This window comes from Pimelobacter simplex, from assembly GCF_024662235.1.
GTDB lineage: Bacteria > Actinomycetota > Actinomycetes > Propionibacteriales > Nocardioidaceae > Nocardioides.
The window spans coordinates 2,066,601-2,091,987 of record NZ_CP096276.1 but is presented as its reverse complement, the minus strand read 5'-3'; the positions used below and the strand labels follow the sequence as shown (position 1 = coordinate 2,091,987).

General features: G+C 72.4%; 26 protein-coding genes. 24 read left to right on the top strand and 2 right to left on the bottom strand.

The genetic code is table 11. From position 1 onward, the window contains the following. The first annotated feature begins 11 nt into the window (after positions 1-11). From aroC to nusB, 6 genes are all read left to right on the top strand, one after another. Entirely contained in the window at positions 12-1,190 is a 1,179-nt protein-coding gene (aroC, locus tag M0M48_RS10185; protein WP_215815708.1) for a chorismate synthase, read from the top strand. Next, positions 1,187-1,723 carry a shikimate kinase gene (locus M0M48_RS10180; RefSeq protein ID WP_445323409.1) on the top strand — a complete coding sequence of 179 codons (537 nt, stop codon included), beginning with the start codon at positions 1,187-1,189 and terminating at the stop codon, positions 1,721-1,723. The genes aroC and M0M48_RS10180 overlap by 4 nt, the downstream gene beginning before the upstream one ends. After that, on the top strand, positions 1,720-2,820 hold the full coding sequence (gene aroB, locus M0M48_RS10175) for a 3-dehydroquinate synthase (RefSeq protein ID WP_257751042.1): 1,101 nt from the start codon (positions 1,720-1,722) through the stop codon (positions 2,818-2,820). The genes M0M48_RS10180 and aroB overlap by 4 nt, the downstream gene beginning before the upstream one ends. Further along, a complete protein-coding gene (locus tag M0M48_RS10170) occupies positions 2,817-3,269 on the top strand; it encodes a type II 3-dehydroquinate dehydratase (protein WP_215815710.1) in 453 nt (150 codons plus the stop codon). The genes aroB and M0M48_RS10170 overlap by 4 nt, the downstream gene beginning before the upstream one ends. Positions 3,270-3,331: 62 nt before the next feature. Then, on the top strand, positions 3,332-3,898 hold the full coding sequence (efp, locus tag M0M48_RS10165) for an elongation factor P (protein ID WP_141799056.1): 567 nt from the start codon (positions 3,332-3,334) through the stop codon (positions 3,896-3,898). Continuing rightward, positions 3,898-4,305, top strand: a complete 408-nt coding sequence (gene nusB / locus M0M48_RS10160; RefSeq protein WP_257751041.1) for a transcription antitermination factor NusB — start codon at positions 3,898-3,900, stop codon at positions 4,303-4,305. Before efp ends, nusB begins: the two co-directional genes overlap by 1 nt. Positions 4,306-4,411: 106 nt before the next feature. On the opposite strand, the gene M0M48_RS10155 is transcribed toward nusB, so the two are convergent. Further along, positions 4,412-5,692 (bottom strand): HNH endonuclease signature motif containing protein, encoded by a 1,281-nt coding sequence (locus tag M0M48_RS10155; protein ID WP_257751040.1) that lies wholly within the window; start codon positions 5,690-5,692, stop codon positions 4,412-4,414. Positions 5,693-5,927: 235 nt separating this feature from the next. Here M0M48_RS10155 and M0M48_RS10150 point away from each other — a divergent pair, with 235 nt between their 5' ends. Next, positions 5,928-7,313, top strand: a complete 1,386-nt coding sequence (locus M0M48_RS10150; protein ID WP_257751039.1) for a dihydrolipoyl dehydrogenase family protein — start codon at positions 5,928-5,930, stop codon at positions 7,311-7,313. Here M0M48_RS10150 and M0M48_RS10145 read toward each other — a convergent pair. Continuing rightward, on the bottom strand, positions 7,306-8,265 hold the full coding sequence (locus tag M0M48_RS10145; protein ID WP_257751038.1) for a phosphatase PAP2 family protein: 960 nt from the start codon (positions 8,263-8,265) through the stop codon (positions 7,306-7,308). The genes M0M48_RS10150 and M0M48_RS10145 overlap by 8 nt on opposite strands. 144 nt (positions 8,266-8,409) lie before the next feature. On the opposite strand from M0M48_RS10145, the gene M0M48_RS10140 reads away from it, so the two are divergent. The 17 genes from M0M48_RS10140 to metK all read left to right on the top strand — a co-directional run bounded on the left by M0M48_RS10140 (position 8,410) and on the right by metK (position 25,354). Continuing rightward, positions 8,410-8,580: a CsbD family protein gene (locus M0M48_RS10140; protein WP_215815714.1), complete on the top strand. Its 171-nt coding sequence runs from the start codon at positions 8,410-8,412 to the stop codon at positions 8,578-8,580. Between the two features lie 144 nt (positions 8,581-8,724). Beyond that, a complete protein-coding gene (pyrR, locus tag M0M48_RS10135; RefSeq protein ID WP_215815715.1) occupies positions 8,725-9,285 on the top strand; it encodes a bifunctional pyr operon transcriptional regulator/uracil phosphoribosyltransferase PyrR in 561 nt (186 codons plus the stop codon). Next, positions 9,282-10,214, top strand: coding sequence for an aspartate carbamoyltransferase catalytic subunit (locus M0M48_RS10130; protein ID WP_257751037.1), 933 nt, complete (start codon positions 9,282-9,284; stop codon positions 10,212-10,214). Before pyrR ends, M0M48_RS10130 begins: the two co-directional genes overlap by 4 nt. Then, positions 10,211-11,503, top strand: coding sequence for a dihydroorotase (locus M0M48_RS10125; RefSeq protein WP_257751036.1), 1,293 nt, complete (start codon positions 10,211-10,213; stop codon positions 11,501-11,503). The genes M0M48_RS10130 and M0M48_RS10125 overlap by 4 nt, the downstream gene beginning before the upstream one ends. Then, positions 11,500-12,624: a glutamine-hydrolyzing carbamoyl-phosphate synthase small subunit gene (gene carA / locus M0M48_RS10120; RefSeq protein WP_257751035.1), complete on the top strand. Its 1,125-nt coding sequence runs from the start codon at positions 11,500-11,502 to the stop codon at positions 12,622-12,624. Before M0M48_RS10125 ends, carA begins: the two co-directional genes overlap by 4 nt. Further along, on the top strand, positions 12,624-15,929 hold the full coding sequence (carB, locus tag M0M48_RS10115; protein ID WP_257751034.1) for a carbamoyl-phosphate synthase large subunit: 3,306 nt from the start codon (positions 12,624-12,626) through the stop codon (positions 15,927-15,929). Before carA ends, carB begins: the two co-directional genes overlap by 1 nt. Further along, positions 15,926-16,945, top strand: coding sequence for a quinone-dependent dihydroorotate dehydrogenase (locus tag M0M48_RS10110; protein ID WP_257751033.1), 1,020 nt, complete (start codon positions 15,926-15,928; stop codon positions 16,943-16,945). The genes carB and M0M48_RS10110 overlap by 4 nt, the downstream gene beginning before the upstream one ends. 1 nt (position 16,946) lies before the next feature. Continuing rightward, positions 16,947-18,104, top strand: coding sequence for an alpha-hydroxy-acid oxidizing protein (locus M0M48_RS10105; protein WP_257751032.1), 1,158 nt, complete (start codon positions 16,947-16,949; stop codon positions 18,102-18,104). Next, the gene (pyrF, locus tag M0M48_RS10100; RefSeq protein ID WP_257751031.1) at positions 18,104-18,928 is read left to right on the top strand and encodes an orotidine-5'-phosphate decarboxylase; all 825 of its coding nucleotides are present in this window, start codon (positions 18,104-18,106) and stop codon (positions 18,926-18,928) included. Before M0M48_RS10105 ends, pyrF begins: the two co-directional genes overlap by 1 nt. Then, positions 18,925-19,398 carry a hypothetical protein gene (locus M0M48_RS10095; protein ID WP_215815722.1) on the top strand — a complete coding sequence of 158 codons (474 nt, stop codon included), beginning with the start codon at positions 18,925-18,927 and terminating at the stop codon, positions 19,396-19,398. Before pyrF ends, M0M48_RS10095 begins: the two co-directional genes overlap by 4 nt. Before the next feature lie 179 nt (positions 19,399-19,577). Beyond that, on the top strand, positions 19,578-20,552 hold the full coding sequence (locus tag M0M48_RS10090) for a hypothetical protein (protein ID WP_257751030.1): 975 nt from the start codon (positions 19,578-19,580) through the stop codon (positions 20,550-20,552). A gap of 125 nt (positions 20,553-20,677) precedes the next feature. Then, positions 20,678-21,502, top strand: coding sequence for a hypothetical protein (locus tag M0M48_RS10085; RefSeq protein WP_257751029.1), 825 nt, complete (start codon positions 20,678-20,680; stop codon positions 21,500-21,502). Positions 21,503-21,614: 112 nt separating this feature from the next. Beyond that, entirely contained in the window at positions 21,615-21,935 is a 321-nt protein-coding gene (gene mihF, locus M0M48_RS10080) for an integration host factor, actinobacterial type (protein ID WP_215815723.1), read from the top strand. Next, positions 21,928-22,494 carry a guanylate kinase gene (gene gmk, locus M0M48_RS10075; RefSeq protein ID WP_215815724.1) on the top strand — a complete coding sequence of 189 codons (567 nt, stop codon included), beginning with the start codon at positions 21,928-21,930 and terminating at the stop codon, positions 22,492-22,494. The genes mihF and gmk overlap by 8 nt, the downstream gene beginning before the upstream one ends. Before the next feature lie 8 nt (positions 22,495-22,502). Beyond that, positions 22,503-22,826 (top strand): DNA-directed RNA polymerase subunit omega, encoded by a 324-nt coding sequence (rpoZ, locus tag M0M48_RS10070; protein WP_257751028.1) that lies wholly within the window; start codon positions 22,503-22,505, stop codon positions 22,824-22,826. Between the two features lie 13 nt (positions 22,827-22,839). Beyond that, positions 22,840-24,075, top strand: a complete 1,236-nt coding sequence (coaBC, locus tag M0M48_RS10065) for a bifunctional phosphopantothenoylcysteine decarboxylase/phosphopantothenate--cysteine ligase CoaBC (protein ID WP_215815726.1) — start codon at positions 22,840-22,842, stop codon at positions 24,073-24,075. 79 nt (positions 24,076-24,154) lie between these two features. Beyond that, the gene (gene metK, locus M0M48_RS10060; protein ID WP_257751027.1) at positions 24,155-25,354 is read left to right on the top strand and encodes a methionine adenosyltransferase; all 1,200 of its coding nucleotides are present in this window, start codon (positions 24,155-24,157) and stop codon (positions 25,352-25,354) included. Positions 25,355-25,387: the final 33 nt, after the last annotated feature.

Below are 25,387 nucleotides of genomic sequence, written 5' to 3'. Positions count from 1 at the left end.
GACTTGCTCCCATGTTGCGCTGGCTGACCGCGGGGGAGTCCCACGGCCCCTCCCTGGTCGCGATCCTCGAGGGCCTGCCGGCCCACGTCGAGGTCACGACCGACGACATCTCCGATGCCCTGGCCCGCCGTCGTCTCGGCTACGGCCGCGGCGCGCGGATGAAGTTCGAGGCCGACGAGGTCACCGTCACCGGTGGCATCCGGCACGGGCGCTCGCAGGGCGGTCCGGTCGCGATCCAGGTCGGCAACACCGAGTGGCCCAAGTGGGAGACGGTCATGGCCGCCGACCCGGTCGACGCCGAGGTGCTCGACAAGCAGGCGCGCAACGCCCCGCTGACCCGGCCGCGTCCGGGGCACGCCGACCTGGCCGGCATGCAGAAGTACGACTTCGACGACGCCCGCCCGATCCTCGAGCGCGCCTCCGCGCGCGAGACGGCGGCCCGTGTCGCGCTCGGCCGGGTGGCCAGCAACTTCCTCGAGCAGGCCACCGGTGCGCGCATCGTCAGCCATGTCCTCGAGATCGGCGGCGTCCGCACGCCGTCCCGCGACCTCCCCACCCCGGACGACGTCGCGCGCCTCGACGCCGACCCGGTCCGGTGCCTCGACGCCGACGGCTCGAAGCAGATGGTCGAGCGGATCGACCAGGCCCACAAGGACGGCGACACCCTCGGCGGCGTCGTCGAGGTCGTCGTCCACGGCCTCCCGCCGGGCCTGGGCTCCCACGTGCACTGGGACCGGCGCCTCGACGCGCGCCTGGCCGGTGCGCTCATGGGCATCCAGGCGATCAAGGGCGTCGAGGTCGGCGACGGCTTCGAGCTCGCCGCGACTCCCGGTTCGCTCGCGCACGACGAGATCGTCACGACCGAGGACGGCCTGCGCCGGGTCTCGGGTCGCTCCGGCGGTACCGAGGGCGGCATGACGACCGGTGAGATCCTCCGCGTCCGTGCGGCGATGAAGCCGATCGCGACCGTCCCGCGCGCGCTGCGCACCGTCGACCTCGCCACCGGCGAGGAGGCCGTCGCGCACCACCAGCGCTCCGACGTCTGCGCCGTCCCGGCCGCCGGCATCGTCGCCGAGGCGATGGTGGCGCTCGTGCTGGCCGACGCGGTGCTGGAGAAGTTCGGCGGCGACTCCGTGCAGGAGACCCGCCGCAACGTGCAGTCCTACCTCGACACGCTCCGGTTCAAGTGACCGGTCCCGGCGCGCAGGGTCCGCGGGTGGTCCTGGTCGGCACCATGGGCGCCGGCAAGACCACCGTGGGCCGGATCGTGGCCGAGCGCCTCGGCGTCGGCTTCGCCGACAGCGACGCGATCGTCGAGGAGCGCGCCGGCAAGAGCGTGCAGGACATCTTCGTCGAGGACGGCGAGGCCGCGTTCCGGACACTGGAGCGCGAGGCCGTGGCCGCGGCCCTGACCGACCACGACGGCGTGCTGTCGCTGGGCGGGGGAGCGGTCCTCGACCCCGGCACGAGGGCGCTGCTCGCCGCGCACCCCGTCGTCTTCCTCCGCGTCGGCCTGAGCGACGCGGTCAAGCGGGTCGGACTCGGCACCGGGCGCCCGCTGCTGCTCGGCAACGTCCGGGCCCGGGTCAAGCAGCTCCTCGACGAGCGCACGCCCGTCTACGAGGGCGTCGCCCGGTTCACCGTCGAGACCGACGGCCGCGGACCGGCCGAGGTCGCCGCCGAGATCGTCACCGCCATCGCGACCCAGGGAGAGCCCTCGTGACCGCACCCACCGTCCTCCACGTCGCCACCGCGTCGCCGTACGACGTCGTGGTGGGCCACGGCGTGCTCGACCGCCTGCGCGGGCTGCTGCCCGACGGCGTCCAGCGCGTCGCGATCATCTGCCCCGAGTCGCTCGAGGACCTCCTGGAGCCCTTCGCCGAGCTGCTGGAGGGTCTCGACGTCGTCGTCCTCCAGGTCCCCGACGGCGAGGAGGCGAAGAACTGGGAGGTCGCCGCCGCGTGCTGGGAGGCGCTCGGCGAGGACGGGTTCACCCGCTCCGACGCCGTCGTCACGCTCGGCGGCGGGGCCACCACCGACCTCGGCGGCTTCGTCGCGGCCACCTGGCTGCGCGGGGTGGCCGTCGTCCACGTGCCGACGACGCTGCTCGCCATGGTCGACGCCGCCGTCGGCGGCAAGACCGGCATCAACACCCCGGCCGGCAAGAACCTGGTCGGCTCCTTCCACGAGCCGGCCGGCGTCCTGTGCGACCTGGCCCTGCTCGCCACGCTCCCGCGTGCGGAGCTGGTCGCGGGCCTCGGCGAGGTCGTCAAGTGCGGCTTCATCGCCGACCCCCGCATCCTCGAGCTCGTCGAGACCACCGACCCGGCCGCGCTCACCGCCGACTCCCCGGTGCTGCGCGAGCTCGTCGAGCGCGCGATCCAGGTCAAGGCCGATGTCGTGGCCGGAGACCTGCGCGAGACCGGCGGCGCGGGCGGGCACCCGGGCCGTGAGGCGCTCAACTACGGCCACACCCTTGCCCACGCCATCGAGAAGGCGACCGACTACTCCATCCGGCACGGCGAGGCCGTGGCGATCGGCTGCGTCTACGTCGCCGAGCTCGCCGCCCGCGCCGGCTCGCTGCCCGCCGAGCTCGTCGCGCGCCACCGCGCGGCCTTCGGGCGGGTCGGGCTGCCGACCTCGTGGGACGGTGCCGACTTCGAGACCCTGCTGGCGACCATGCGGGTGGACAAGAAGTCCCGCGGCAACCAGCTGCGCTTCGTGGTCCTGGCCGACCTGGCCGAGCCCGTCGTCCTGGCCGGGCCCTCCGAGGACGACCTGCGCGCGGCGTACGCCGCGATCTCGGGCGGTGCGGCGTGAGCGGCGCGCCCCGGGACGTCTTCGTCCTCAACGGCCCCAACCTCAACCGCCTCGGCAAGCGCCAGCCCGAGATCTACGGCACCACCACGCTCGCCGAGCTCGGCCGGCTGTGCGTCGGCTGGGGCCACGAGCGCGGCCTCGCGGTGCGCTTCCAGCAGACCAACCACGAGGGCGAGCTGCTCGACTGGCTCAACGACGCGGCCGACCTCGGCTGGCCGGTCGTGCTCAACGCCGCCGCGTGGACCCACTACTCCTACGCCCTCTACGACGCCTGCGCCCAGCTCACGGCGCCCCTCGTCGAGGTCCACATCAGCGCCCCGTCGAAGCGTCCCGAGGAGTTCCGGCACACCTCCGTGGTCACCCCGCACGCGGCCAAGGTGATCGAGGGCGAGGGCATCGACGGCTACCGGCAGGCGCTGGAATTCATCGCGGCCGCCCCTGCCCAGTAGGATTGTCCGTCGGCCCCGGTGTGGGCCTCACGCTCTTGGACACCTCAACAGAAGGCTGACGCATGGCAACGACGAACGACCTCAAGAACGGCATGGTGCTGAACCTGGAGGGCCAGCTCTGGCAGGTGGTCGAGTTCCAGCACGTGAAGCCCGGCAAGGGTCCCGCGTTCGTCCGCACCAAGCTCAAGCACGTGGAGTCGGGCAAGAACGTCGACAAGACCTTCAACGCCGGCACCAAGGTCGAGACCGCCACGGTCGACCGCCGCTCGTTCCAGTACCTCTACAACGACGGCACCAACTTCGTCTTCATGGACGTCCAGGACTACGACCAGCTCGAGGTCGACCCGGCCATCGTCGGTACCGCCGCGGGCTTCCTCCTGGAGAACCAGGAGGTCATCCTGGCCACCAATGAGGGCCGCGTCCTCTTCATCGAGATGCCCGCCTCGGTCGAGCTGCTCGTCTCCTACACCGAGCCCGGCGTCGTCGGCGACTCCGCCACCGGCCGGACCAAGCCCGCCACCCTCGAGACCGGCGCCGAGATCCAGGTGCCGCTCTTCATCGAGCAGGGCGAGAAGATCAAGGTCGACACCCGCGAGGGTGGCTCCTACCTGAGCCGTGTGAAGGGCTGATGGGAGCCCGGACCAAGGCCCGCAAGCGCGCCCTTGACGTCCTCTACGCCGCGGACCTGCGCGGCGAGTCGGGCGTCGAGGCGCTCACGCGCGTCACCGCGGAGGGCGAGGCCCCCGCGAACCCCTACACCGCCGTGCTCGTGCGCGGTGTCTCCGAGCACCAGGCGCGCATCGACGAGGTGCTCGAGGAGTTCTCCACCGACTGGAGCCTGACCCGGATGCCCGCGGTCGACCGCAACGTGCTCCGGATCGGTGTCTGGGAGCTGCTCTGGGCCGACGACGTGCCCGACACGGTCGCGGTCACCGAGGCGATGACGCTCGTGCGCGAGCTGTCGACCGACGAGTCGCCGGCGTTCGTCAACGGGGTGCTCGGCGCGATCCAGCGCAAGAAGTCCTCGCTCGTGTGACGAGTGACGGGTCCTCGGTCTGAGGGAGCCTCCGGCTGAGGAGGGTGACATCGGCGGCGCCGTTCCGGATCTCTGGGCGGCGCCGTTGCTCGTGGGCGTCGGTCCGCTACTGCCGTCGGTGGTAGCGAACGGCACCGCTGCTCAGCCACTCGTGGGTGTAGGCCGGGTCGTGGATGCGGTGATGGTGGTGCGGGCACAGGCACGCGCCGTCGTCGACGGTGGTCGATCCGCCCTCGGCCCAGGGGGTGCGGTGGTGGATCTCGCACCAGGCGGCCGGTGTCGTGCATCCCTCGGCGCGGCAGCCGCGGTCGCGCAGGCGGATCGCCTTGCGCTGGGCCGGCCGGTGCAGGCGGCGGCCCCGGCCGAGGTCGAGGACCTCGCCGTGCCCGCCGAGGACGACCGGCAGGATCCGCGCCTGGCAGGCGAGCCGGCGAGCGCCGGCGGCGCTGATCTCGGTCTCGTCGTCGGCGGCGAGGACGCCGGCAGCGGCCAGGTCGGCGCGGAGCTGATCGAGAGTCATGGTGATGAACACCGACGTCGCGTCGCCGCCGTGGCGGGGCAACCCGTCGGGGTCGACGTTCTCGAGCAGCGCGGCCAGGGCGTGGGCGTAGGCGCGGTGGCGCGGGACGCGGCGTCCGCCGGCGAGTGGCGGGTCGGCCGGGGAGGTGTCGTCGCCAGGACGGCGGCGCGGCGAGGTGTAGGCCTGGAGGTAGTGCTCCAGGCGCTGGCTGACCGGCGTCGGCAGCACGCCCCACAGGCGCGTACGTCCGTCGCCGAGGTCGCGGAAGTGGAGCGCGGCCCGCTCGTGGGCCCGGCGCTCCTCGGCGTCGAGCCTCGAGCCCTCGGCCGCCTCGGCTCCGGCTGGGTCGAGGACCTCGAGCAGGCGCCGGGTGAGCCGGCGCAGCTCGCGCGGGCGGAAGTCGGCGCAGTAGGTCACGAGCTCGTGCTCGGCGGCGGTCGCGACCGCGTCGTCGACGTCGCCGGGCAGGTCGTCGAGGCCGCTGAGGATGATGTGCGCCTGGGCGGGAGAGACGGCGCCGTCGCGCATGCCGGCGGCGAGGTGGGGATGCTGGTCGAGCGCCTTGGCGAGATGCCGGTCGGCGCGCGCGGTCTTGGTGTCGATCTGCGCGGCGCACGAGAGCCAGGCCGCGGAGTCGCGGGCGCCGGACGCGTCGCCGATCTCGTCGGCGCCGGCGAGCACGCGAAGGCGCAGCTCATGGACCATCGACTCGACCTGCGCGAGCCGGACCAGCGCGGCCTGCTTGTCCGCCGTCGTCATGAAGACGGGCTCGACGTGGGCGACGTCGCGGAGCGCGGCGCCGAGTGCCTTGGCGCAGGCCAGGACGGGGTGCGGCGGTGAGACCGGCGTCGTGGTGGCGGCGGACAACGGGACCTCCGGAAGAACAGGCGCGACAAAGGGGATGTCGCCCTGCCAGGAGGCACCTCTCGGGTGCAGCGATGCGTTGCCTCTGGGAGAGGCGCGCTCTTGTCCTGCGGAGCTCGGCCTCAGGGCCCGGGGCCACTCGAAGCACCCCGCCATCAGCCGTCCCGGCACTCTAGCATGCGCTCGAACATATGTTCTAGTAGTTTCGCGACGTGTGCCGGCATGCCAGGCTGTCGTCATGCCGGACACCACGGAGATCGCGGCCGACGTCGTCGTCATCGGGCTCGGGCCGGGCGGCGAGCACGTCGCCGCCTCGCTCGCCCGCGCCGGACTCGAGGTGGTCGGCGTCGACCGGCGCCTCGTCGGCGGGGAGTGCCCCTACTTCGGGTGCATCCCGTCGAAGATGATGATCCGGGCCGCCGACGCGCTCGCCGAGGCCCGGCGGGTCCCGGCGCTCGGCGGCGCCACCGAGGTCACTGCCGACTGGACGACGGTCGCCGACCGGATCCGTGACGAGGCCACCGACGACTGGGACGACCAGGTCGCGGTCGAGCGGCTCGAGAGCGCCGGTGCCCGGTTCGTGCGCGGGCACGGTCGGCTGGCCGGGCCCGGGCGGGTCGTGGTCACCACCGCCGACGGCGAGGTCGTGCTCACCGCGCGGCGCGGCGTCGTGCTCAACACCGGCACCGAGCCGGCGGTGCCGCCGATCCCGGGCCTGGCGGACACGCCGTACTGGACCAACCGGGACGCCGTGCGCGTGCGCGAGCTGCCCGCCAGCCTGGCCGTGCTCGGCGGTGGGGCGATCGGCTGCGAGCTCGCCCAGGCGTTCGCCCGGTTCGGCGTCGAGGTGAGCGTGATCGAGGCGTTCGACCGGATCCTGGGGCCCGAGGAGCCCGAGGCCAGCGCGGTCGTGCGCGCGGCGCTGGAGGCCGAGGGCGTCACCGTCCGCACCGGCGTCGGGGTCACCGCGGTCGCCCACGAGGGCGCCTTCAGCATCGGCCTCGCCGACGGTACGTCGGTCGGTGCCGACGCGCTGCTGGTGGCCGCGGGCCGTCGTACCAACCTGGGCGACGTGGGCCTCGACACCGTCGGCCTCGACCCCGCGGCGCGGGTCCTCGAGGTCACCAAGCGGATGCGGGTCAAGGGCACCCAGGGGCTCTGGGCGATCGGTGACATCACCGGCAAGGGCGCCTTCACGCACATGTCGATGTACCAGGCGGGCATCGTCATCCGCGTGCTCACCGACGACGGCAAGCCGCGTGCCGACTACCGCGCCGTCTCGCGCGCGACCTTCACCGACCCCGAGGTCGGCTCGGTCGGCATGACCGAGCAGCAGGCCCGTGACGCGGGGCTCCGGGTCGGGGTGGGGCTCGCGCCGCTGCCCGAGTCGAGCCGCGGCTGGATCCACAAGGTCGGCAACGACGGCATCATCAAGGTCGTCGCCGACCTCGACCGCGACGTCCTCGTCGGCGCCACCGCGGTCGGGCCGTCCGGCGGGGAGGTCATCGGGATGCTCGTCACCGCGATCCACGCGCAGGTGCCGCTGGCGACGCTGCGCGGGATGCACTTCGCCTACCCGACGTTCCACCGCGCGATCGAGACGGCGCTCGGCGACCTCAGCTGACCGAGGTGCGCTTGCGCCGCCGGTCCCACCAGGCCCAGCCGGCCATCACGGCGACGACGAGCAGGGCGCCGGCGATCTCGTCGATGACGTAGTGCTCGGCGTAGTAGACGAGCGAGAACAGCATGAGGACGGGGTAGAGCAGCACCGTCCAGCGCCAGGGGTGGCGGTAGCGCGCGATCACCCACCAGGCGATGAAGATCGCCAGCGCGGAGTGCAGCGAGGGCATCGCCGCGACCTGGTTGCCGATGCTGGAGACGTTCTGGTGCGCGGTGGTCGTGCTGCCCGCCGACGCGGTCAGGTCGAACCAGCCGCGGCCGGTGATCCGGGCGACGTCGTCGGTGAGGTAGCCGTCGCGGGCAGCCATCCACGGCGGCGCCATCGGGTAGAGGACGTAGCAGACCACCGACAGCGAGATGATCACGAGGTAGCGCCTCATGAAGTAGATCCACTCGTCGCGCTTGCGCTTCCACAGCACCGCGCCGATGGCGAGCGCGGCGAAGAAGTGGGAGTAGTAGACGGTGGTGAGCACGACGTCGTACCAGCGCGGGGGCAGCGACTGCCGGCACGGTACGCCGCACAGGTGCTCCTGGAGGAACTGCGTCGGCAGCGTCCCGCCGAAGAGCCAGCGGTCGGCCTCGATGGGCTCGGTGAAGTGCACGCTGAAGATGCCGAGGTCGTCGGAGACGCCGCGGCTGTAGAGGTAGAACAGCAGCACCACGAACGGCGGCCACCAGTCGCGGAGGAAGGCGAGGTGCTCGCGCACGGGGCGCCGTACGTCCCAGGCGACCGTGGCCAGCCACAGGATGATCACCACCTGGTAGCCCTGCCGGGGCAGGCCGTTGGTCTGCATGTAGACGACCAGGCCCGCGACGAACGCGAGGGCGCCCAGCACGCGGACGAGGTCGAGGCGCGGCAGGTCCGTGCGAACCGCCTCCGCTTCACCGCCCGTCATCATGACCTCCGGGATGGAGGTTAGCCGGTGACCTCGCTCACCGATGGCGACGGGCCCGGATCGGGGCGCGGGCGCGGGGTACCTGGGGGAGACGGCCGCGCACGCCGCGGCATCGCCCACCCGACACCGAAGGAGCGGACCACCATGGGTCTCGACGACAAGATCAAGAACCAGGCCGAGGAGACGACCGGCAAGGCCAAGGAGGCGCTCGGCAAGGCCACCGGCGACGAGGACCTCGAGGCCGAGGGCAAGGCCGACAAGCTCAAGGGCAGCCTCAAGCAGGCCGGCGAGAAGGTGAAGGACGCCTTCAAGTGAGCGACGCCTGAGGGCCGGGCTCCGGCGTGGCGCGAGCCACGCCGGTCCCGGTTCCCAGGGGCGGGGCCGGAGTCGGTAGAGTGCTCCGCAGCAACATCCTTTAACGAGCCGTCCTGTGAGGCGGAGAAGGAGGTTCCGTCAGTCTTGCCTGCACAGCAGACTCCGGAGAAGCCCGCGAGCACCGGCCGCGTCGTCCTCGACGCCGGCGACATCCACCGGGCGCTGATCCGCATTTCCCACGAGATCCTCGAGCGCAACAAGGGCGCCGAGGATCTCTTGCTTCTCGGGCTCCACACCCGGGGCGTGCCGCTGGCCCACCGGATCGCGGCGAACATCGCCGAGGTCGAGGGGACGACGGTCGCCACCGGCGAGCTCGACGTCACGATGTACCGCGACGACCTCCGCTCCCACCCCACCCGTACGCCGCACCGCACGCAGGTGCCGGCCGGGGGCGTCGACGGCAAGACCGTCGTCCTGGTCGACGACGTGCTCTACTCGGGCCGCACGATCCGGGCCGCGCTCGACGCGCTCTCGGACCTGGGCCGCCCGGCCGTCGTCCGGCTCGCGGTGCTGGTCGACCGCGGCCACCGCGAGCTGCCGATCCGCGCCGACCACGTGGGCAAGAACCTGCCGACGGCGCGCAGCGAGCGGGTCAGCCTCGGGCTGGTCGAGATCGACGGCGAGGACGAGGTGCGCATCCAGTGAACCGCCACCTCCTCAGCATCGACGACCTCGCCGCGGGCGACATCGAGCAGCTCTTCACCACCGCCGCCGAGATGCACGACGTGCAGCGGCGCGAGGTCAAGAAGCTCCCCGCGCTGCGCGGGCGCACCGTGATCAACCTGTTCTTCGAGGACTCCACCCGCACCCGGTCGAGCTTCGAGATCGCCGGCAAGTGGCTCTCCGCCGACGTCATCAACCTGTCCGCCAAGGGCAGCAGCGCGAGCAAGGGCGAGTCCCTGCGCGACACCGTGCTGACCGTCACCGCGATGGGCATCGACGGTCTCGTCGTGCGCCACGGCGCGAGCGGCGCGGCCGAGCAGATCAGCCGCTGGATCGACGTCCCGGTGATCAACGCCGGCGACGGCACCCACGAGCACCCGACGCAGGCGCTGCTCGACGGCTACACGCTGACCCGCAAGCTCGGCACGCTCGAGGGCAAGCACGTCGCGATCGTGGGCGACCTGACCCACAGCCGGGTCTTCCGCAGCAACATCAAGTGCCTGGCCAAGCTCGGCGCCACCGTCACCGCGGTCGCGCCGCCGACGCTCATGCCGGCCGGCGTGGGCGACTGGTCCAAGGCGGCGGGCTTCGCGACGTCGTACGACCTGGACGAGGTGCTGCCCAGCGCCGACGCGGTGATGATGCTGCGCGTCCAGCGCGAGCGGATGAGCGGCGGGTTCTTCCCGACCGCGCGCGAGTACACGGTCGGCTACGGCCTGACCCGCGACCGCCTCGCCGTGCTGAAGCCGGGGACGCCGATCCTGCACCCGGGCCCGATGAACCGCGGCCTGGAGATCTCCGCGGACGCCGCCGACGCGCTCGACTCGGTCGTCCTCGACCAGGTCTCCGCCGGCGTCGCCGTCCGCATGTCCGTGCTCTACCACCTGCTGGCGGGGGAGGAGACCAAGTGACCGCCTCGACCCTGATCAAGGGTGCCACCCTGCCCGACGGCACCACGACCGACGTGCTGGTCCAGGACGGCACCATCGCCGAGCTGGGCTCGGTGACGGCCGCGGCCGACCGCACCATCGACGCCGGCGGACTGCGCCTGCTGCCCGGCCTCGTCGACCTGCACACCCACCTGCGCGAGCCCGGCCGCGAGGACGCCGAGACGGTGCTCACCGGCTCGCGTGCCGCCGCGGTCGGCGGCTACACCGCTGTCCTCGCGATGGCCAACACCCACCCGGTGACCGACACCGCCGAGGCCGCCGAGCGGGTCTACGACCTGGGCCGCGCCGCAGGCCTGGTCGACGTCCAGCCGGTCGGCGCGGTGACCAAGGGCCTGGCCGGCGAGGAGCTCGCCGAGCTCGGCCTGATGGCCCGCAGCCGGGCCAAGGTGCGGGTGTTCTCCGACGACGGCAAGTGCGTCCACGACCCGCGCGTGATGCGCCGGGCGCTGGAGTACGTCAAGGCGTTCGGCGGCGTGGTCAGCCAGCACAGCCAGGACCCGTCGCTGGCCGGCCCCACCGCGTGCTGCCACGAGGGCGAGCTCTCCGGTCAGCTCGGCCTGCCCGGCTGGCCCGGCGTCGCCGAGGAGATCATCGTCGCCCGCGACGTGATGCTGGCCCGCCACACCGGCAGCCGGGTCCACGTCGCGCACGTCTCCACCGCCGGCAGCGTCGAGGTCATCCGCTGGGCCAAGGCCCAGGGGATCGACGTGACCGCCGAGGTCACGCCGCACCACCTGCTGCTCACCACCGACCTGCTCACCGGCTACGACCCGACGTTCAAGGTCAACCCGCCGCTGCGCCCCGACGAGGACGTCCAGGCGCTGCGCGCGGCCCTGGCCGACGGCACGATCGACGCCGTCGCCACCGACCACGCGCCGCACGCGCGCCACGACAAGGAGCACGCCTTCGTCGACGCGGCGTTCGGCATGCTCGGGCTCGAGACGGCACTGCCCGTCGTCACCACGGTGATGGTCGAGAACGGCCTGCTCGACTGGGCCGGCGTGGCCCGCGCGATGAGCGTCAACCCGGCCCGGATCGCCGGCCTGGACGACGTCCACGGCCGCCCGATCGCCGTCGGCGAGCCCGCCAACCTGACCCTCGTCGACCCGGCCGCCCAGGTCGTCGTCGACCGCGCCGCCAGCGTCTCGCTGAGCCGCAACAACCCCTGGCACGACCGCAAGCTCACCGGAAGGGTGGTCGCCACGCTGCTGCGGGGCGCGCCCACGGTGCTCGAAGGAGCCCTCGCATGACCCTGTCCCAGCCCGCGCTGCTCGTCCTCGAGGACGGCCGCACCTTCCACGGCGAGGCCTACGGCGCCGAGGGGGAGACCTTCGGCGAGGCCGTCTTCAACACCGGCATGACCGGCTACCAGGAGACGCTGACCGACCCGTCGTACCACCGCCAGGTGGTCGTGATGACCGCTCCGCACATCGGCAACACCGGCGTCAACGACGAGGACCCGGAGTCGAAGCGCATCTGGGTCGCCGGGTACGTCGTGCGCGAGCCCGCCCGCATCCCCAGCAACTGGCGCTCGCGCCGCTCGCTCGACGACGAGCTCAAGGCGCAGGGCGTGGTCGGCATCTCCGGCATCGACACCCGCGCGCTGACCCGGCACCTGCGCGAGCGCGGCGCCATGCGGGTGGGCATCTCCACGGTCGAGACCGACCCCGAGGTGCTGCTCGCCAAGGTCAAGGCGTCCGCCGAGATGGCCGGCGCCAACCTGTCCGAGGCGGTCTCCACCAGCGAGGCGTACGTCGTGCCTGCCCAGGGCGAGAAGCGGTTCACCGTGGCCGCCCTCGACCTCGGCATCAAGGACATGACCCCGCAGCGGATGAGCGAGCGCGGCATCGAGGTGCACGTCCTGCCCGCCACGGCGAGCATCGACGAGGTGCTCGCGGTGCAGCCCGACGGGCTGTTCTTCTCCAACGGCCCCGGCGACCCGGCTGCCACGACCGGCCAGGTCGCGCTGCTCCAGCAGGCGCTGGAGCGCGGGCTGCCCTACTTCGGCATCTGCTTCGGCAACCAGCTCTTCGGCCGGGCGCTCGGCTTCGGCACCTACAAGCTGAAGTACGGCCACCGCGGCACCAACCAGCCGGTGATGGACCTGACCACCCGCAAGGTCGAGATCACCGCGCACAACCACGGGTTCGCCGTCGACGCGCCGCGCGACACGCCCACCGAGACGCCCTACGGCACCGCCACGGTCAGCCACGTCTGCCTCAACGACGACGTCGTCGAGGGTCTCGAGCTGCACGCCGACGGCAGGCTCAAGGCGTTCTCCGTCCAGTACCACCCCGAGGCCGCCGCCGGCCCGCACGACGCGGCGTACCTCTTCGACCGGTTCACCACGCTCCTGGGGGAGAACGTCTGATGCCGAAGCGCGAAGACATCAAGTCCGTCCTGGTCATCGGCTCCGGCCCGATCGTCATCGGCCAGGCCTGCGAGTTCGACTACTCCGGCACCCAGGCGTGCCGGGTGCTCAAGGAGGAGGGCCTGCGGGTCATCCTCATCAACTCCAACCCGGCCACGATCATGACCGACCCGGAGTTCGCCGACGCCACCTACGTCGAGCCGATCACCCCCGAGTTCGTCGAGAAGGTCATCGCCAAGGAGCGCCCCGACGCGATCCTGCCGACGCTGGGCGGCCAGACCGCGCTCAACGCCGCGATCGCCGCGCACGAGAGCGGTGTCCTGGCCAAGTACGACGTCGAGATGATCGGCGCCAGCTTCGAGGCGATCCACCGCGGCGAGAACCGCGAGCTGTTCAACGCCATCGTGCACAAGGTCGGCGGCGAGGTCGCCCGCTCGTTCGTGTGCCACTCGATGGACGAGGTCGAGAAGGCCGCCGGCGAGCTCGGCTTCCCGGTCGTGGTCCGCCCGTCGTTCACCATGGGCGGCCTCGGCTCCGGAATCGCCTACGACGCCGCCGACCTCCAGCGCATCGCCGGCGCCGGCCTGTCCGCCAGCCCGACCACCGAGGTGCTGATCGAGGAGTCGATCATCGGCTGGAAGGAGTACGAGCTGGAGGTGATGCGCGACAAGGCCGACAACGTCGTCATCATCTGCTCGATCGAGAACTTCGACCCGATGGGCGTCCACACCGGCGACTCGATCACCGTCGCCCCGGCGATGACGCTGACGGACCGTGAGTACCAGCACCTGCGCGACCTGGCCATCGGCATCATCCGCGAGGTCGGCGTCGACACCGGCGGCTGCAACATCCAGTACGCCGTCAACCCCGCCGACGGCCGGGTCATCGTCATCGAGATGAACCCGCGCGTCTCGCGCTCCTCGGCGCTGGCCTCCAAGGCGACCGGCTTCCCGATCGCCAAGATCGCCGCCAAGGTCGCGGTCGGCTACACCCTCGACGAGATCCCCAACGACATCACCGAGGAGACCCCGGCGTCGTTCGAGCCGAGCCTCGACTACGTCGTCGTCAAGGTCCCGCGGTTCGCGTTCGAGAAGTTCCCGACCGCCGACCCGACGCTGACCACCCACATGAAGTCCGTGGGCGAGGCGATGGCGATCGGCCGCAGCTTCAGCGAGTCGCTCAACAAGGCGCTGCGCTCGCTCGAGAACAAGCACGCACCGTTCGACTGGTCCGCCCCGCTCGGCGACAAGGCCGCGCTCCTCGTGGGCACCCGGGTCCCGCACGACGGCCGGCTCCAGGAGGTCATGCAGGCGATCCGCGCCGGCGCGACCCAGGACGAGGTCCACGACGCGACCAAGATCGACCCGTGGTTCGTCGACCAGCTGTTCCTGATCGACGAGATCGCCCAGAAGGTCGCCGCCGCCGAGAACCTCGACGCCGGCACGCTGCGCCTGGCCAAGCGGCACGGGCTCTCCGACCTCCAGGTCGCCCAGATCCGCGGCGTCACCGAGGCCGAGGTGCGCGCGGCGCGCCACGCGACCGGCGTCCGGCCGGTGTTCAAGACCGTCGACACCTGCGCGGCCGAGTTCGCGGCGGCCACGCCGTACTACTACTCCTCCTACGACGAGGAGACCGAGGTCCTGCCGCGCGCTGAGGGCAAGGAGGCCGTGATCATCCTGGGCTCCGGGCCCAACCGGATCGGTCAGGGCATCGAGTTCGACTACTCGTGCGTCCACGCCAGCCTCGCGCTGGCCGAGGCCGGCTACGAGACGATCATGGTCAACTGCAACCCCGAGACCGTCTCGACCGACTACGACACCTCCGACCGGCTCTACTTCGAGCCGCTCACGCTGGAGGACGTGCTCGAGATCTACGAGGCCGAGAAGGCCGCCGGCCCGATCGCCGGCGTCATCGCGACCCTCGGCGGCCAGACCCCGCTCGGCCTGGCGCAGGGCCTGCAGGACGCCGGCGTCCCGATCGTCGGCACCAGCCCCGAGGCGATCGACCTGGCCGAGGAGCGCGGGGCCTTCGGGCGGGTGCTCGCCGAGGCCGGCCTGGTCGCGCCCAAGCACGGCACGGCGGTGTCCTACGAGGACGCCCAGGCGATCGCGCACTCCATCGGCTACCCGGTGCTCGTGCGTCCGTCGTACGTGCTGGGTGGGCGGGGCATGCAGATCGTCTACAGCGACCAGGCGCTCGAGGCCTACATCAACGCCGCCACCGAGATCAGCCCGGACCGCCCGGTCCTGGTCGACCGGTTCATCGACGACGCGGTCGAGATCGACGTCGACGCGCTCTACGACGGCACCGACCTCTTCCTCGGCGGCGTCATGGAGCACATCGAGGAGGCCGGCATCCACTCCGGCGACTCCTCCTGCGCGCTGCCGCCGATCACCCTCGGCGACGCCGAGATCGACCGGATCCGTGCGGCCACCGAGGCGATCGCCGAGGGCGTGGGCGTGCGCGGCCTGATCAACATCCAGTTCGCGCTGGGCGCCGACGTGCTCTACGTGATCGAGGCCAACCCCCGGGCCTCGCGCACGGTGCCCTTCGTCTCCAAGGCGACCGGCACCCAGCTCGCCAAGGCCGCGGCCCGGGTGATGCTCGGCGAGTCCATCGCCGAGCTGCGCGCCAACGGCGGGCTCCCGGCCGAGGGCGACGGCGGCTCGCTGCCCGCCGGTGCGCCGATCGCGGTCAAGGAGGCGGTGCTGCCGTTCAACCGGTTCCGCACCAAGGACGGCCAGTTCGTCGACACCGTGCTCGGCCCGGAGATGAAGTCGACCGGTGAGGTGATGGGCTTCGACGCCGACTTCGGTACGGCGTTCAGCAAGTCCCAGGCGGCCGCCTACGGCCCCCTGCCGACCTCGGGCAAGGTCTTCATCTCGATCGCCAACCGCGACAAGCGCACGATGGTCTTCCCGGCCCGGGTGCTGGTCGACTACGGCTTCGAGATCCTCGCGACCCAGGGCACCGCCGAGGTGCTGCGCCGCAACGGCATCCAGGCGACCGTCGTCCGCAAGCACTTCGAGGGCCCCGGCCCCGACGGGGAGCCCACGGTCGTGCAGATGATCCTCGACGGCGAGATCGACCTGATCGTCAACACCCCGCACGGCTCGACCGGCGGGGGCGACTCGCGGGTCGACGGCTACGAGATCCGCTCGTCGGCGGTCCTCACCGGCACCCCGTGCATCACGACGGTCCAGGGCCTGGCCGCCGCCGTCCAGGGCATCGCCGCGATCCGCGCCGGCTCGGTCGGCGTCCGCTCGCTCCAGGAGTGGAACGCCGCCGCCGAGGCCGCCCGGTGACGCTCTACGACAAGGTCTTCGAGCACCTCCTGGTCAAGATGGACGCCGAGAAGGCGCACCACCTGACCTACGACGCGCTGCGGGCCGGGGGACCGGTGCTCTCCCGGGCCCCGATCCCCGGCCGCGCGCCGGTCGAGGCGATGGGGCTGACCTTCCCCAACCGGCTCGGCCTCGCCCCCGGCTTCGACAAGAATGCCCGGGTCTACGACCGGATGGGTGCGTTCGGCTTCGGCCACGTCGAGATCGGCACCGTCACCGCGCTCGCCCAGCCCGGGAACCCCAAGCCGCGGCTGTTCCGGCTGCCCGAGGACCGGGCCATCGTCAACCGGATGGGCTTCAACAACGACGGGTCCGCGGTCGTCGCGGCGCGTCTGGCCAAGCGCCGCCGTGGCGATCTCGTGCTCGGCGTCAACATCGGGAAGTCCAAGGTCGTCCCGGATGACGACCAGGCCGCCGTCGAGGCCGACTACGAGACCTCGACCCGCCGGCTCGCCCCCCACGCCGACTATCTGGTCGTCAACGTGAGCTCGCCCAACACCCCGGGGCTGCGCAACCTCCAGGCCGTCGAGAAGCTCGCCCCCCTGCTGCGCCACGTGCGCCGTACGGCGGACGAGGTCACGGCCGCGCCCATCCCGCTGCTGGTCAAGATCGCGCCCGACCTCTCCGACGACGACGTCCTCGCGGTGGCCGACATGGCGCTCGACCTCGGCCTGGCCGGGGTGATCGCGACCAACACGACGATCTCGCGCGAGGGCCTGCGCACGCCGGCCGCCAAGGTCGACGAGGTCGGCGCCGGGGGACTGTCCGGTGCGCCGCTCACCGAGCGCTCCACCGAGGTCATGAGGCTGCTGCGCGGCCGGGTCGGCGACCGGCTCACCCTGATCGGCGTCGGCGGGATCAGCACCCCGGAGCAGGCTGCCGAGCGGGTCGCCGCGGGCGCGGACCTGGTGCAGGCCTACAGCGCTCTGATCTACGGTGGCCCGATGTGGCCACGACAGATCCTCAAGGCGCTGTGACATGAGCTTCGGCGACTACCAGCTGGAGCTCTACCTCGGCGCCCTCGGCGGCGTCCTGCCCGCCCACCCGTTCGACTACGCCGACCTCGAGGCGCGGGCGCTGGCGGCACTGCCGCCCGAGCTGCGCACCTACGTCGCGGGCGGCGCGGGTGACGAGTCGACCCAGCGCGCCAACGTCGCGGCGTTCGAGCGCTACGCCGTCGTCCCGCGGATGCTGCGGGCGCCCGCCGAGCGCGACCTCTCGGTCGAGCTGTTCGGGCGCACCCTGACGAGCCCGCTCGTGCTGGCGCCGGTCGGCGTGATCGGCATCTGCACGCCCGACCAGCACGGCGACGTCCACGCGGCCGAGGTGGCCGCGGCGACGGGCATCCCGTTCATCGGCTCCACGCTGATGAGCGACCCGCTCGAGGTGGTCTCGGCGGCGGCCGGCGAGGCGCCGAAGTGGTTCCAGCTCTACACGCCCAAGAACCGCGAGCTGGCCGAGAGCCTCGTACGCCGGGCCGAGGCGGCCGGCTACGAGGCGATCGTGGTCACCCTCGACACCTGGGTGCCCGGCTGGCGCCCGCGCGACCTGGCCTCGGGCAACTTCCCGCAGCTGCGCGGCAAGGCGCTCGCCAACTACACCTCCGACCCCGTCTTCCAGGAGATGACCGGGCCGAACCCCGACCTCGGCACCGTCGTGATGACCTGGGCCGGCACGTTCGGCCACCCGGTCACCTGGGACGACCTGCCCTGGCTGCGCTTGCTGACCGACCTGCCGATCGTGGTCAAGGGCATCTGCCACCCCGACGACGCGCGCCAGGCGCTCGACGCCGGCGTCGACGGGATCTACTGCTCCAACCACGGTGGCCGCCAGGCCAACGGCGGGGGAGCGGCGCTCGACTGGCTGCCCGACGTGGTCGCCGCGGTCGACGGCCGGGCGCCGGTCGTCTTCGACTCCGGGGTCCGCACGGGCGCCGACGTGGTCAAGGCGGTCGCCCTCGGCGCCGACGCGGTCGCGATCGGGCGTCCCTACGCCTACGCCCTGGCCCTCGGTGGTGTGCCCGGCGCGGTCCACCAGGTCCGCTCGATGCTCGCCGAGGCCGACCTGATCATGGCCGTCGACGGCTACCCGACCCTGGCCGACCTCGGCCCCGACGCCCTGCGGAGGACCTCCTGATGACCTTCGGTGCCCGACTCGTCGCCGCCGTCGCCGATCGCGGACCGTTCTGCGTCGGCATCGACCCGCACGCGGCGCTCCTCCACGCTTGGGGGTACGACGACGACGTCGCCGGGCTCGAGCGGTTCGCGCTCGCCGCGGTCGAGGCCGTCGCCCCCCACTGCAGCGTGATCAAGCCCCAGTCGGCGTTCTACGAGCGCTTCGGCAGCCGCGGCGTCGCCGTCCTGGAGCAGGTCATCGCGGCGGGCCGCGCGGCCGGCGCCCTGGTCCTGCTCGACATCAAGCGCGGTGACATCGGCTCCACCTCCCAGGCCTACGCCGACGCCTACCTCGACCCCGCTTCGCCGCTGGCCTGCGACGCGGTCACGGTCAGCCCCTACCTCGGCTTCGGCTCGCTCCAGCCGTTCGTCGACACCGCTGCCCGGTTCGACGCGGGCCTGTTCGTGCTCGCCGCCACCTCCAACAAGGAGGGCCCCGAGGTCCAGGAGGCGCTCACCGACGGCCGGACCGTCTCGGCGACCGTGCTCGACCACCTGCGCCGGCTCAACGAGGGCGCGAGCCCCCTCGGCTCCTACGGCGCCGTCGTCGGCGCCACGCTCGAGGACGACCGCGGCCTGGACCTGGCCTTCAACGGCCCCATCCTCGCCCCCGGGTACGGCGAGCAGGGCGGCACCGTCGCCGACCTGCGCCGGATCTTCGGCGCCGGTGTCGGCAACGTCCTGGCCACCTCCTCCCGCGGCGTGCTGCGCCTGGGCCCGGACCCGGCCGCCCTGGCCGGCGCCGTGCGGCGCGGCAACGACGAGCTGCGCGAGCTGCTCGGGTGAGCCGGCGCGGCCGGTGGCTCGCCGGCGCCGCCGTCGTCGTGGCGGTGGCGCTCGTGGGGGGCTTCCTGTGGCTGCGGGGGAGTGACGACGAGGACCCGTTCGCGTCGTACTGCTCGGAGGTGGAGAGCCGCCGCGAGCAGGTCGGTGCCGCGCTGTCCGCGGGCCCCCAGGTCGGCCTGATCCGCGCGCTGCCGAGCTTCGAGGCGCTCGCGGCCAAGGCCCCCCAGGACATCCGGGCGGACTGGCAGCTCGTCGTCGCCCGGGTCAGCGACCTCGACGACGCCCTCAGCGCGGCCGGCGTCGACGCCGCGACCTACGACCGTGCGGACCCGCCCGCCTCGGTCTCGGCCGAGGACCGCCAGGCGATCGACACCGCCGCCGTCCGGCTGGGCTCGCGGGAGACCGCCGCGGCGCTCTCCCGGGTCCAGCAGCAGGCCCGCGACGTCTGCAAGACACCGCTCAGCCTCTGAGCGACCTGGGGCGCTGATCGTCGCCCCAGGCGCCCCGATCCCGGCCGTTGGCCGTCCACAGACCGCCATCACGGCCCGAGTCGTCCCCAGTTTGCGAACGGCTCTTGGTCGCATCTGTGTATGGGAATACCTTCGCCCTGCGACGAGCCGCTCGCACCACTCTCGGGAAGGCACGACCCATGAAGCGACCCCTGTTCCGCTCCACGCTCGCCACGCTCGCCGTGGCTGCTCTCCTCGCCCCGGTCGGGGCCCTCGGGCCCGGCGTCGCCGCCGAGGCCGCGACGGCTGATCCGGCGCCGCCCGGCCCCGGCCGGTCCGCCACGGGACCGCCGCGCGACAAGGTCACCCAGCGCTCCTCCGTCGAGTTCGCCGTCGCGCTGCGCTACACCCCGGCCACGCGGGACGTGACGGTCGTGAGCAAGGCGGCCCGGCTCCAGCGGACCGGCAAGCCGGTCCGGGGCATCCCGGTCAGCACCATGACCTTCGGGCCGGCGCAGCGCCCGGCCGGGCGTACGTCGTACACGTGCCTGGTCAAGAGCGACCCCCACAGCCGGCTCCGGGCGGGGGAGCCGACCCGGGTCAATCTCGACGGCCGGTCCTTCAGCATGAAGTACCTGGTCTTCCCCTACACGCTCAACAACGCCCGGATCCTCAACGGAACCCCCAAGAAGCAGCTGGAGTTCTGCATCACCGGCGGCGGCGATGTGTGGAACGGCTTCCACCAGGTGCTCAACGGCGCCTCGGTCGCGTTCGCGAAGAAGGCCGACCGGACGATCGGTACCAAGTGGGGCACCAAGGTCGCCAACGGCGCGGTCCAGTCGACGATCAGCCTCAAGGTCGGTGCGGGGCCGATCTCGGTCGGCGCCAGCACGACGGTGGCCGACAAGGACAAGCACACCGGCAGTACCGGCAAGAGCGGCGACGTGGGCGTGTGGGACGCCATCGAGCCCTACAACGCCAACCGACTCAACGTCTTCTACAAGTCCGGCCAGACCTGGCGCTGGCAGGGCACCGACGACTACCAGGGCAACAACGGCCACCTGCTCGTCGAGGTCAACCAGCGCTCGAGCCGGCAGTTCGGCTTCTTGATGGCCGGTGCCCTGCGAGCGATGTGCTCCCATCCCTTCGGCTTCGGGTGCGGTGATCTCCGATGATCGGGCGCCGACGCCCACGCTGGTGGCTCCTGACCGCGGTCGTCCTGATCGGTCTCGCCGGTTGTCGCGCAGGTCCTGCCGAGGGCCCGGCGGCGCCAACCGCCGAGGCGGTTGCTCCCGGCACGTTGTGGCGGGGTATTGCGCCCGACCTGGCCGGCTCGCTCTACCTGCTCACGGGCGCGGAACCCTACTCGGCCAACCTCTTCGAGGTCGCGCTCCCGTCCGGTCCGTTGCGGCAGCTCGCCGACAATCCGCCGGCCTACGGCATCTCGTCCTTCTCCGCGTCGCGGGCGGGGATCGCGCTGGCCACCGCGGAGAACGGCTGGGACCAGCTTCGCGTGATCGCCGCCGGCCGCTCGGCGATGTGGGGCGACGACGGAGCGTCGGTGCCCTCGATCGACGCCCGGGGGCGGGTCCTCGCGGCCCGGCCCAGCGACACCGGCTACGCCATCGAGCTCTATGCGGCGGGCGAACCGCGGCGGGTGCTCCTGCCCAATGACGAGCGCAGTCCAGCGGCGGTCTGGGGGCCGGGCGGCTCGGTCCTGGTCGCGGCGCCGGGGGAGCGTGGCGTGGCCGGGCCGACCCGGATCGAGGTCCGCGACGACCGGGGGCGGTTGGTGCGCGACGTGGGCCGGCCCGGCGGCTTCTTCGGACTGCTGGCCAATCCTTACCCCGACCGCCAGCCGGTGACCGGAGTCCGGCCCGGGCGCGAGCACGGCGGGTTCGTGCTCGCCGCGGACCTGGCGAGTGCGGTCGAGGTGCCCCGAGGCTGGCAGATCGGCTGTTGGAATCCACCCGGGACCGCCTTGCTGGTGGTGCGCGGGCGGAGGGTCGGGCTGTGGCGCCCGGCGCGGCCGGACGAGGTTCGCTCGATCGGCACCTCCAGCGTGCCGGTGCACGCCTGCTCCTGGCTGCGGGAGCCGCTCGACCGCGAGGGGGTGGCGCGCTGAGGTCGTGCGCTGGGTCGGCCCCACCCGCGTTGCCGCCGCGGAGCCCTTCTGGCTAGATTGGCCGACGGCGGCGCGTCCGCCCCGCGACCACTGACCGAAGGACCCCTCACCCGTGGCTCTGCCTCCCCTGACCCCCGAACAGCGCCAGGCCGCCCTGGAGAAGGCGGCGGCCGCTCGCCGCGAGCGGGCCGAGGTGAAGAACCGGCTCAAGAACTCGGGTGCCTCGATCAGCGACGTGCTCGCGCAGGGTCAGGTCAACGAGGTCATCGGCAAGATGAAGGTCCTCGACCTGCTCCAGTCGGTGCCCGGTCTGGGCAAGGTCCGGGCCCGCCAGGTCATGGAGCGGCTCGGCATCGCCGAGTCCCGGCGCGTGCGCGGTCTCGGCGCCAAGCAGGTCGCCGCGCTGGAGCGCGAGTTCGCCGCCGGTGAGTAGCCGTCTCTTCGTCCTCGCCGGGCCCACCGCGGTCGGCAAGGGCACGGTCGCCGCTGCCGTCCGCGAGGAGCACCCCGAGGTCTACCTGTCGGTCTCCGCGACCACCCGCGCCCCGCGCCCGGGCGAGGTCGACGGCGTGCACTACCACTTCGTCGACGACGCCGAGTTCGACCGGCTCATCGCCGAGGGCCAGATGCTGGAGTGGGCGATCGTCCACGGTGTGCACCGCTACGGCACCCCGCGCGGTCCGGTCGAGGCCGCGGTGGCGGCCGGGCGCCCGGCCCTGCTCGAGATCGATCTCCAGGGTGCGCGCCAGGTCCGCGAGACCGCGCCGGACGCCGTCTTCGTCTTCCTCAAGCCCCCGTCGTGGGACGAGCTGGTCCGCCGGCTGGTCGGCCGGGGGACCGAGACCGAGGAGGAACGCGAGCGCCGACTGGCCACCGCACGCGACGAGCTGGCCGCCGAGGCCGAGTTCGACGTGACCATCGTCAACCGCGAAGTTAACGCTGCCGTCGATGAGTTGATAGCCTTGATGGTTGATTCCGTCCACGATCAGTGAGGACCTCTGTGTCTGCCCCGAACATCGCCGCTGAGGGTGTCACCAACCCTCCCATCGACGACCTGCTGTCCAAGACCGACAGCAAGTACAAGCTGGTCCTCTACAGCGCCAAGCGCGCGCGGCAGATCAACGCCTACTACTCGCAGCTGGGCGAGGGCCTGCTCGAGTACGTCGGCCCGCTGGTCGAGACCCACGTCCAGGAGAAGCCCCTCTCGATCGCGCTGCGCGAGATCAACCAGGACCTCCTGACCTGCGAGGACATCGACCCGTCCGAGCTCGTCGAGCCGGCCGCCGCTGCGGCTGCCGAGGCTCCCGCGGCCGACGCCGAGTGATCTGACGGCGCCCATGTCCCGGCCCCGCGTGGTGCTCGGCGTCTCCGGTGGCATCGCGGCCTACAAGGCCTGCGAGCTGCTGCGTCGCTTCACCGAGTCCGGCCACGACGTGACCGTGGTCCCCACCGCGGCCGCCCTGGAGTTTGTCGGTGCGCCCACCTGGGCCGCACTGTCGGGCAAGCCGGTGTCGGCCGAGGTGTGGGACGGCGTGCACGAGGTGCCGCACGTCCGCCTCGGGCAGGGCGCCGACCTGGTCGTCGTCGCGCCGGCCACGGCCGACCTGATGGCCAAGGCGGCCCACGGGCTCGCCGACGACCTGCTCACCAACACGCTCCTCACGGCGCGCTGCCCGGTGGTCCTGGCCCCGGCCATGCACACCGAGATGTGGGAGCACGCGGCGACCACGGCCAACGTCGCCACGCTGCGCTCGCGCGGCGTGATCGTCATCGAGCCGGCCGAGGGCCGGCTGACCGGCGCCGACACCGGCAAGGGCCGGCTGCCCGACCCGGAGGAGATCTTCGAGGTCGCCCGCGACATCCTGGCCCGCTCCCAGTCCGCCGCGGCTCCGGCGGCCGGGATCCACGACCTGGCCGGGCGCCACGTCGTCGTCTCCGCGGGGGGCACCCGCGAGCGCCTCGACCCGGTCCGCTTCCTGGGCAACCGCTCCTCGGGACGCCAGGGCTACGCCCTGGCCCGGGCCGCGGCCGCCCGGGGCGCCGAGGTCACCCTGATCGCGGCCAACGTCGCGCTGACCGATCCGGCCGGCGTCAAGGTGGTCCGCGTCGAGTCCACCGCCGAGCTGCGCGACGCCGTGCTGTCGGCGGCCGCGGGCGCCGACGCGGTGGTGATGGCCGCCGCACCGGCCGACTTCCGGCCGGTGAGCACCTCCGAGGTCAAGATCAAGAAGGCCGACGACGGATCGGCCCCGGCGATCACGCTGCAACAGAATCCCGACATCCTCAAGGAGATCTCGACCCACCGGGCCCGCCCGGAGGCCGTGATCGTCGGGTTCGCCGCCGAGACCGGTGACGCGACCGGCAGCGTGCTCGACCTGGCCCGGGCCAAGCTGGCCCGCAAGGGCTGCGACCTGCTGGTCGTCAACGACGTCAGCGGCGGCGCGGTCTTCGGCAGCACCGACAACGAGGCGGTGATCCTGGGCTCCGACGGGTCCGCGGTCGACGTACCGCACGGCTCGAAGTCGGCGCTCGCGCACCTCATCTGGGACCAGGTCGTCGCCCGACTTTCCTGAGACTCCCGGGCATCACCTCGTGCCGTCCGTATCGTTGGACCACCGCCCATCCAGCCCCCAACCAGGAGTTCCCACCACCATGACCGGACGTCTGTTCACGTCGGAGTCGGTGACCGAGGGTCACCCGGACAAGATCGCGGACCAGATCAGCGACACCGTCCTCGACTACCTCCTCGAGCACGACCCCAAGAGCCGGGTCGCCGTCGAGACGCTGCTGACCACCGGTCTCGTCGTGGTTGCCGGTGAGGTGACCACTGAGGCCTACGCGCCCGTGGCCCAGCTGGTGCGCGACAAGATCCTGGAGATCGGCTACGACTCCTCCGCCAAGGGCTTCGACGGCAACTCCTGCGGCGTCCAGGTCGCGATCGGCGCCCAGTCGGCCGACATCGCCCAGGGCGTCGACACCGCCGAGGACGTGCGCCTGGGCGGCTCCGCCGACGAGCTGGACAAGCAGGGCGCGGGCGACCAGGGCCTGATGTTCGGCTACGCCTGCGACGACACCCCCGAGCTGTTCCCGCTGCCGATCAAGATCGCCCAGACGCTGGCCGAGCGGCTCACCGAGGTCCGCAAGAACGGCACGCTCGACTACCTGCGCCCCGACGGCAAGACCCAGGTCACCATCGAGTACGACGAGGACGACCGCGCCGTGCGCGTCGACACCGTCGTGCTGTCCACGCAGCACGCCGAGGACGTCACCCAGGAGCAGATCGCCGCCGACATCACGGCCCACGTGATCGAGCCGGTGCTGGAGCAGTTCAAGACCAGCGTCCCCTTCGACGGCTACAAGCTCCACATCAACCCGACCGGCAAGTTCGTCGTCGGTGGCCCGATGGGTGACGCCGGCCTGACCGGCCGCAAGATCATCGTCGACACCTACGGCGGCATGGCCCGCCACGGTGGCGGCGCGTTCTCCGGCAAGGACCCGTCCAAGGTCGACCGATCCGCCGCCTACGCGATGCGCTGGGTCGCCAAGAACATCGTCGCCGCGGGCCTGGCCCGTCGCGCCGAGGTCCAGGTCGCCTACGCGATCGGTGTCGCCAAGCCCGTCGGCGTCTTTGTCGAGACCTTCGGCACCGGCATCGTGCCGGACGAGAAGATCCAGGCCGCCGTGCTCGAGGTCTTCGACCTGCGCCCGGCCGCGATCCTGCGCGACCTCGACCTGCGCCGCCCGATCTACGCCAAGACGGCCGCCTACGGTCACTTCGGCCGCGAGCTGCCCGAGTTCACCTGGGAGCGGACCGACCGCGCCGAGGCGCTCAAGGCCGCCGTGGGCGCCTGATCCACCGCACACCCGCGCGTCGCACGCCCGTCG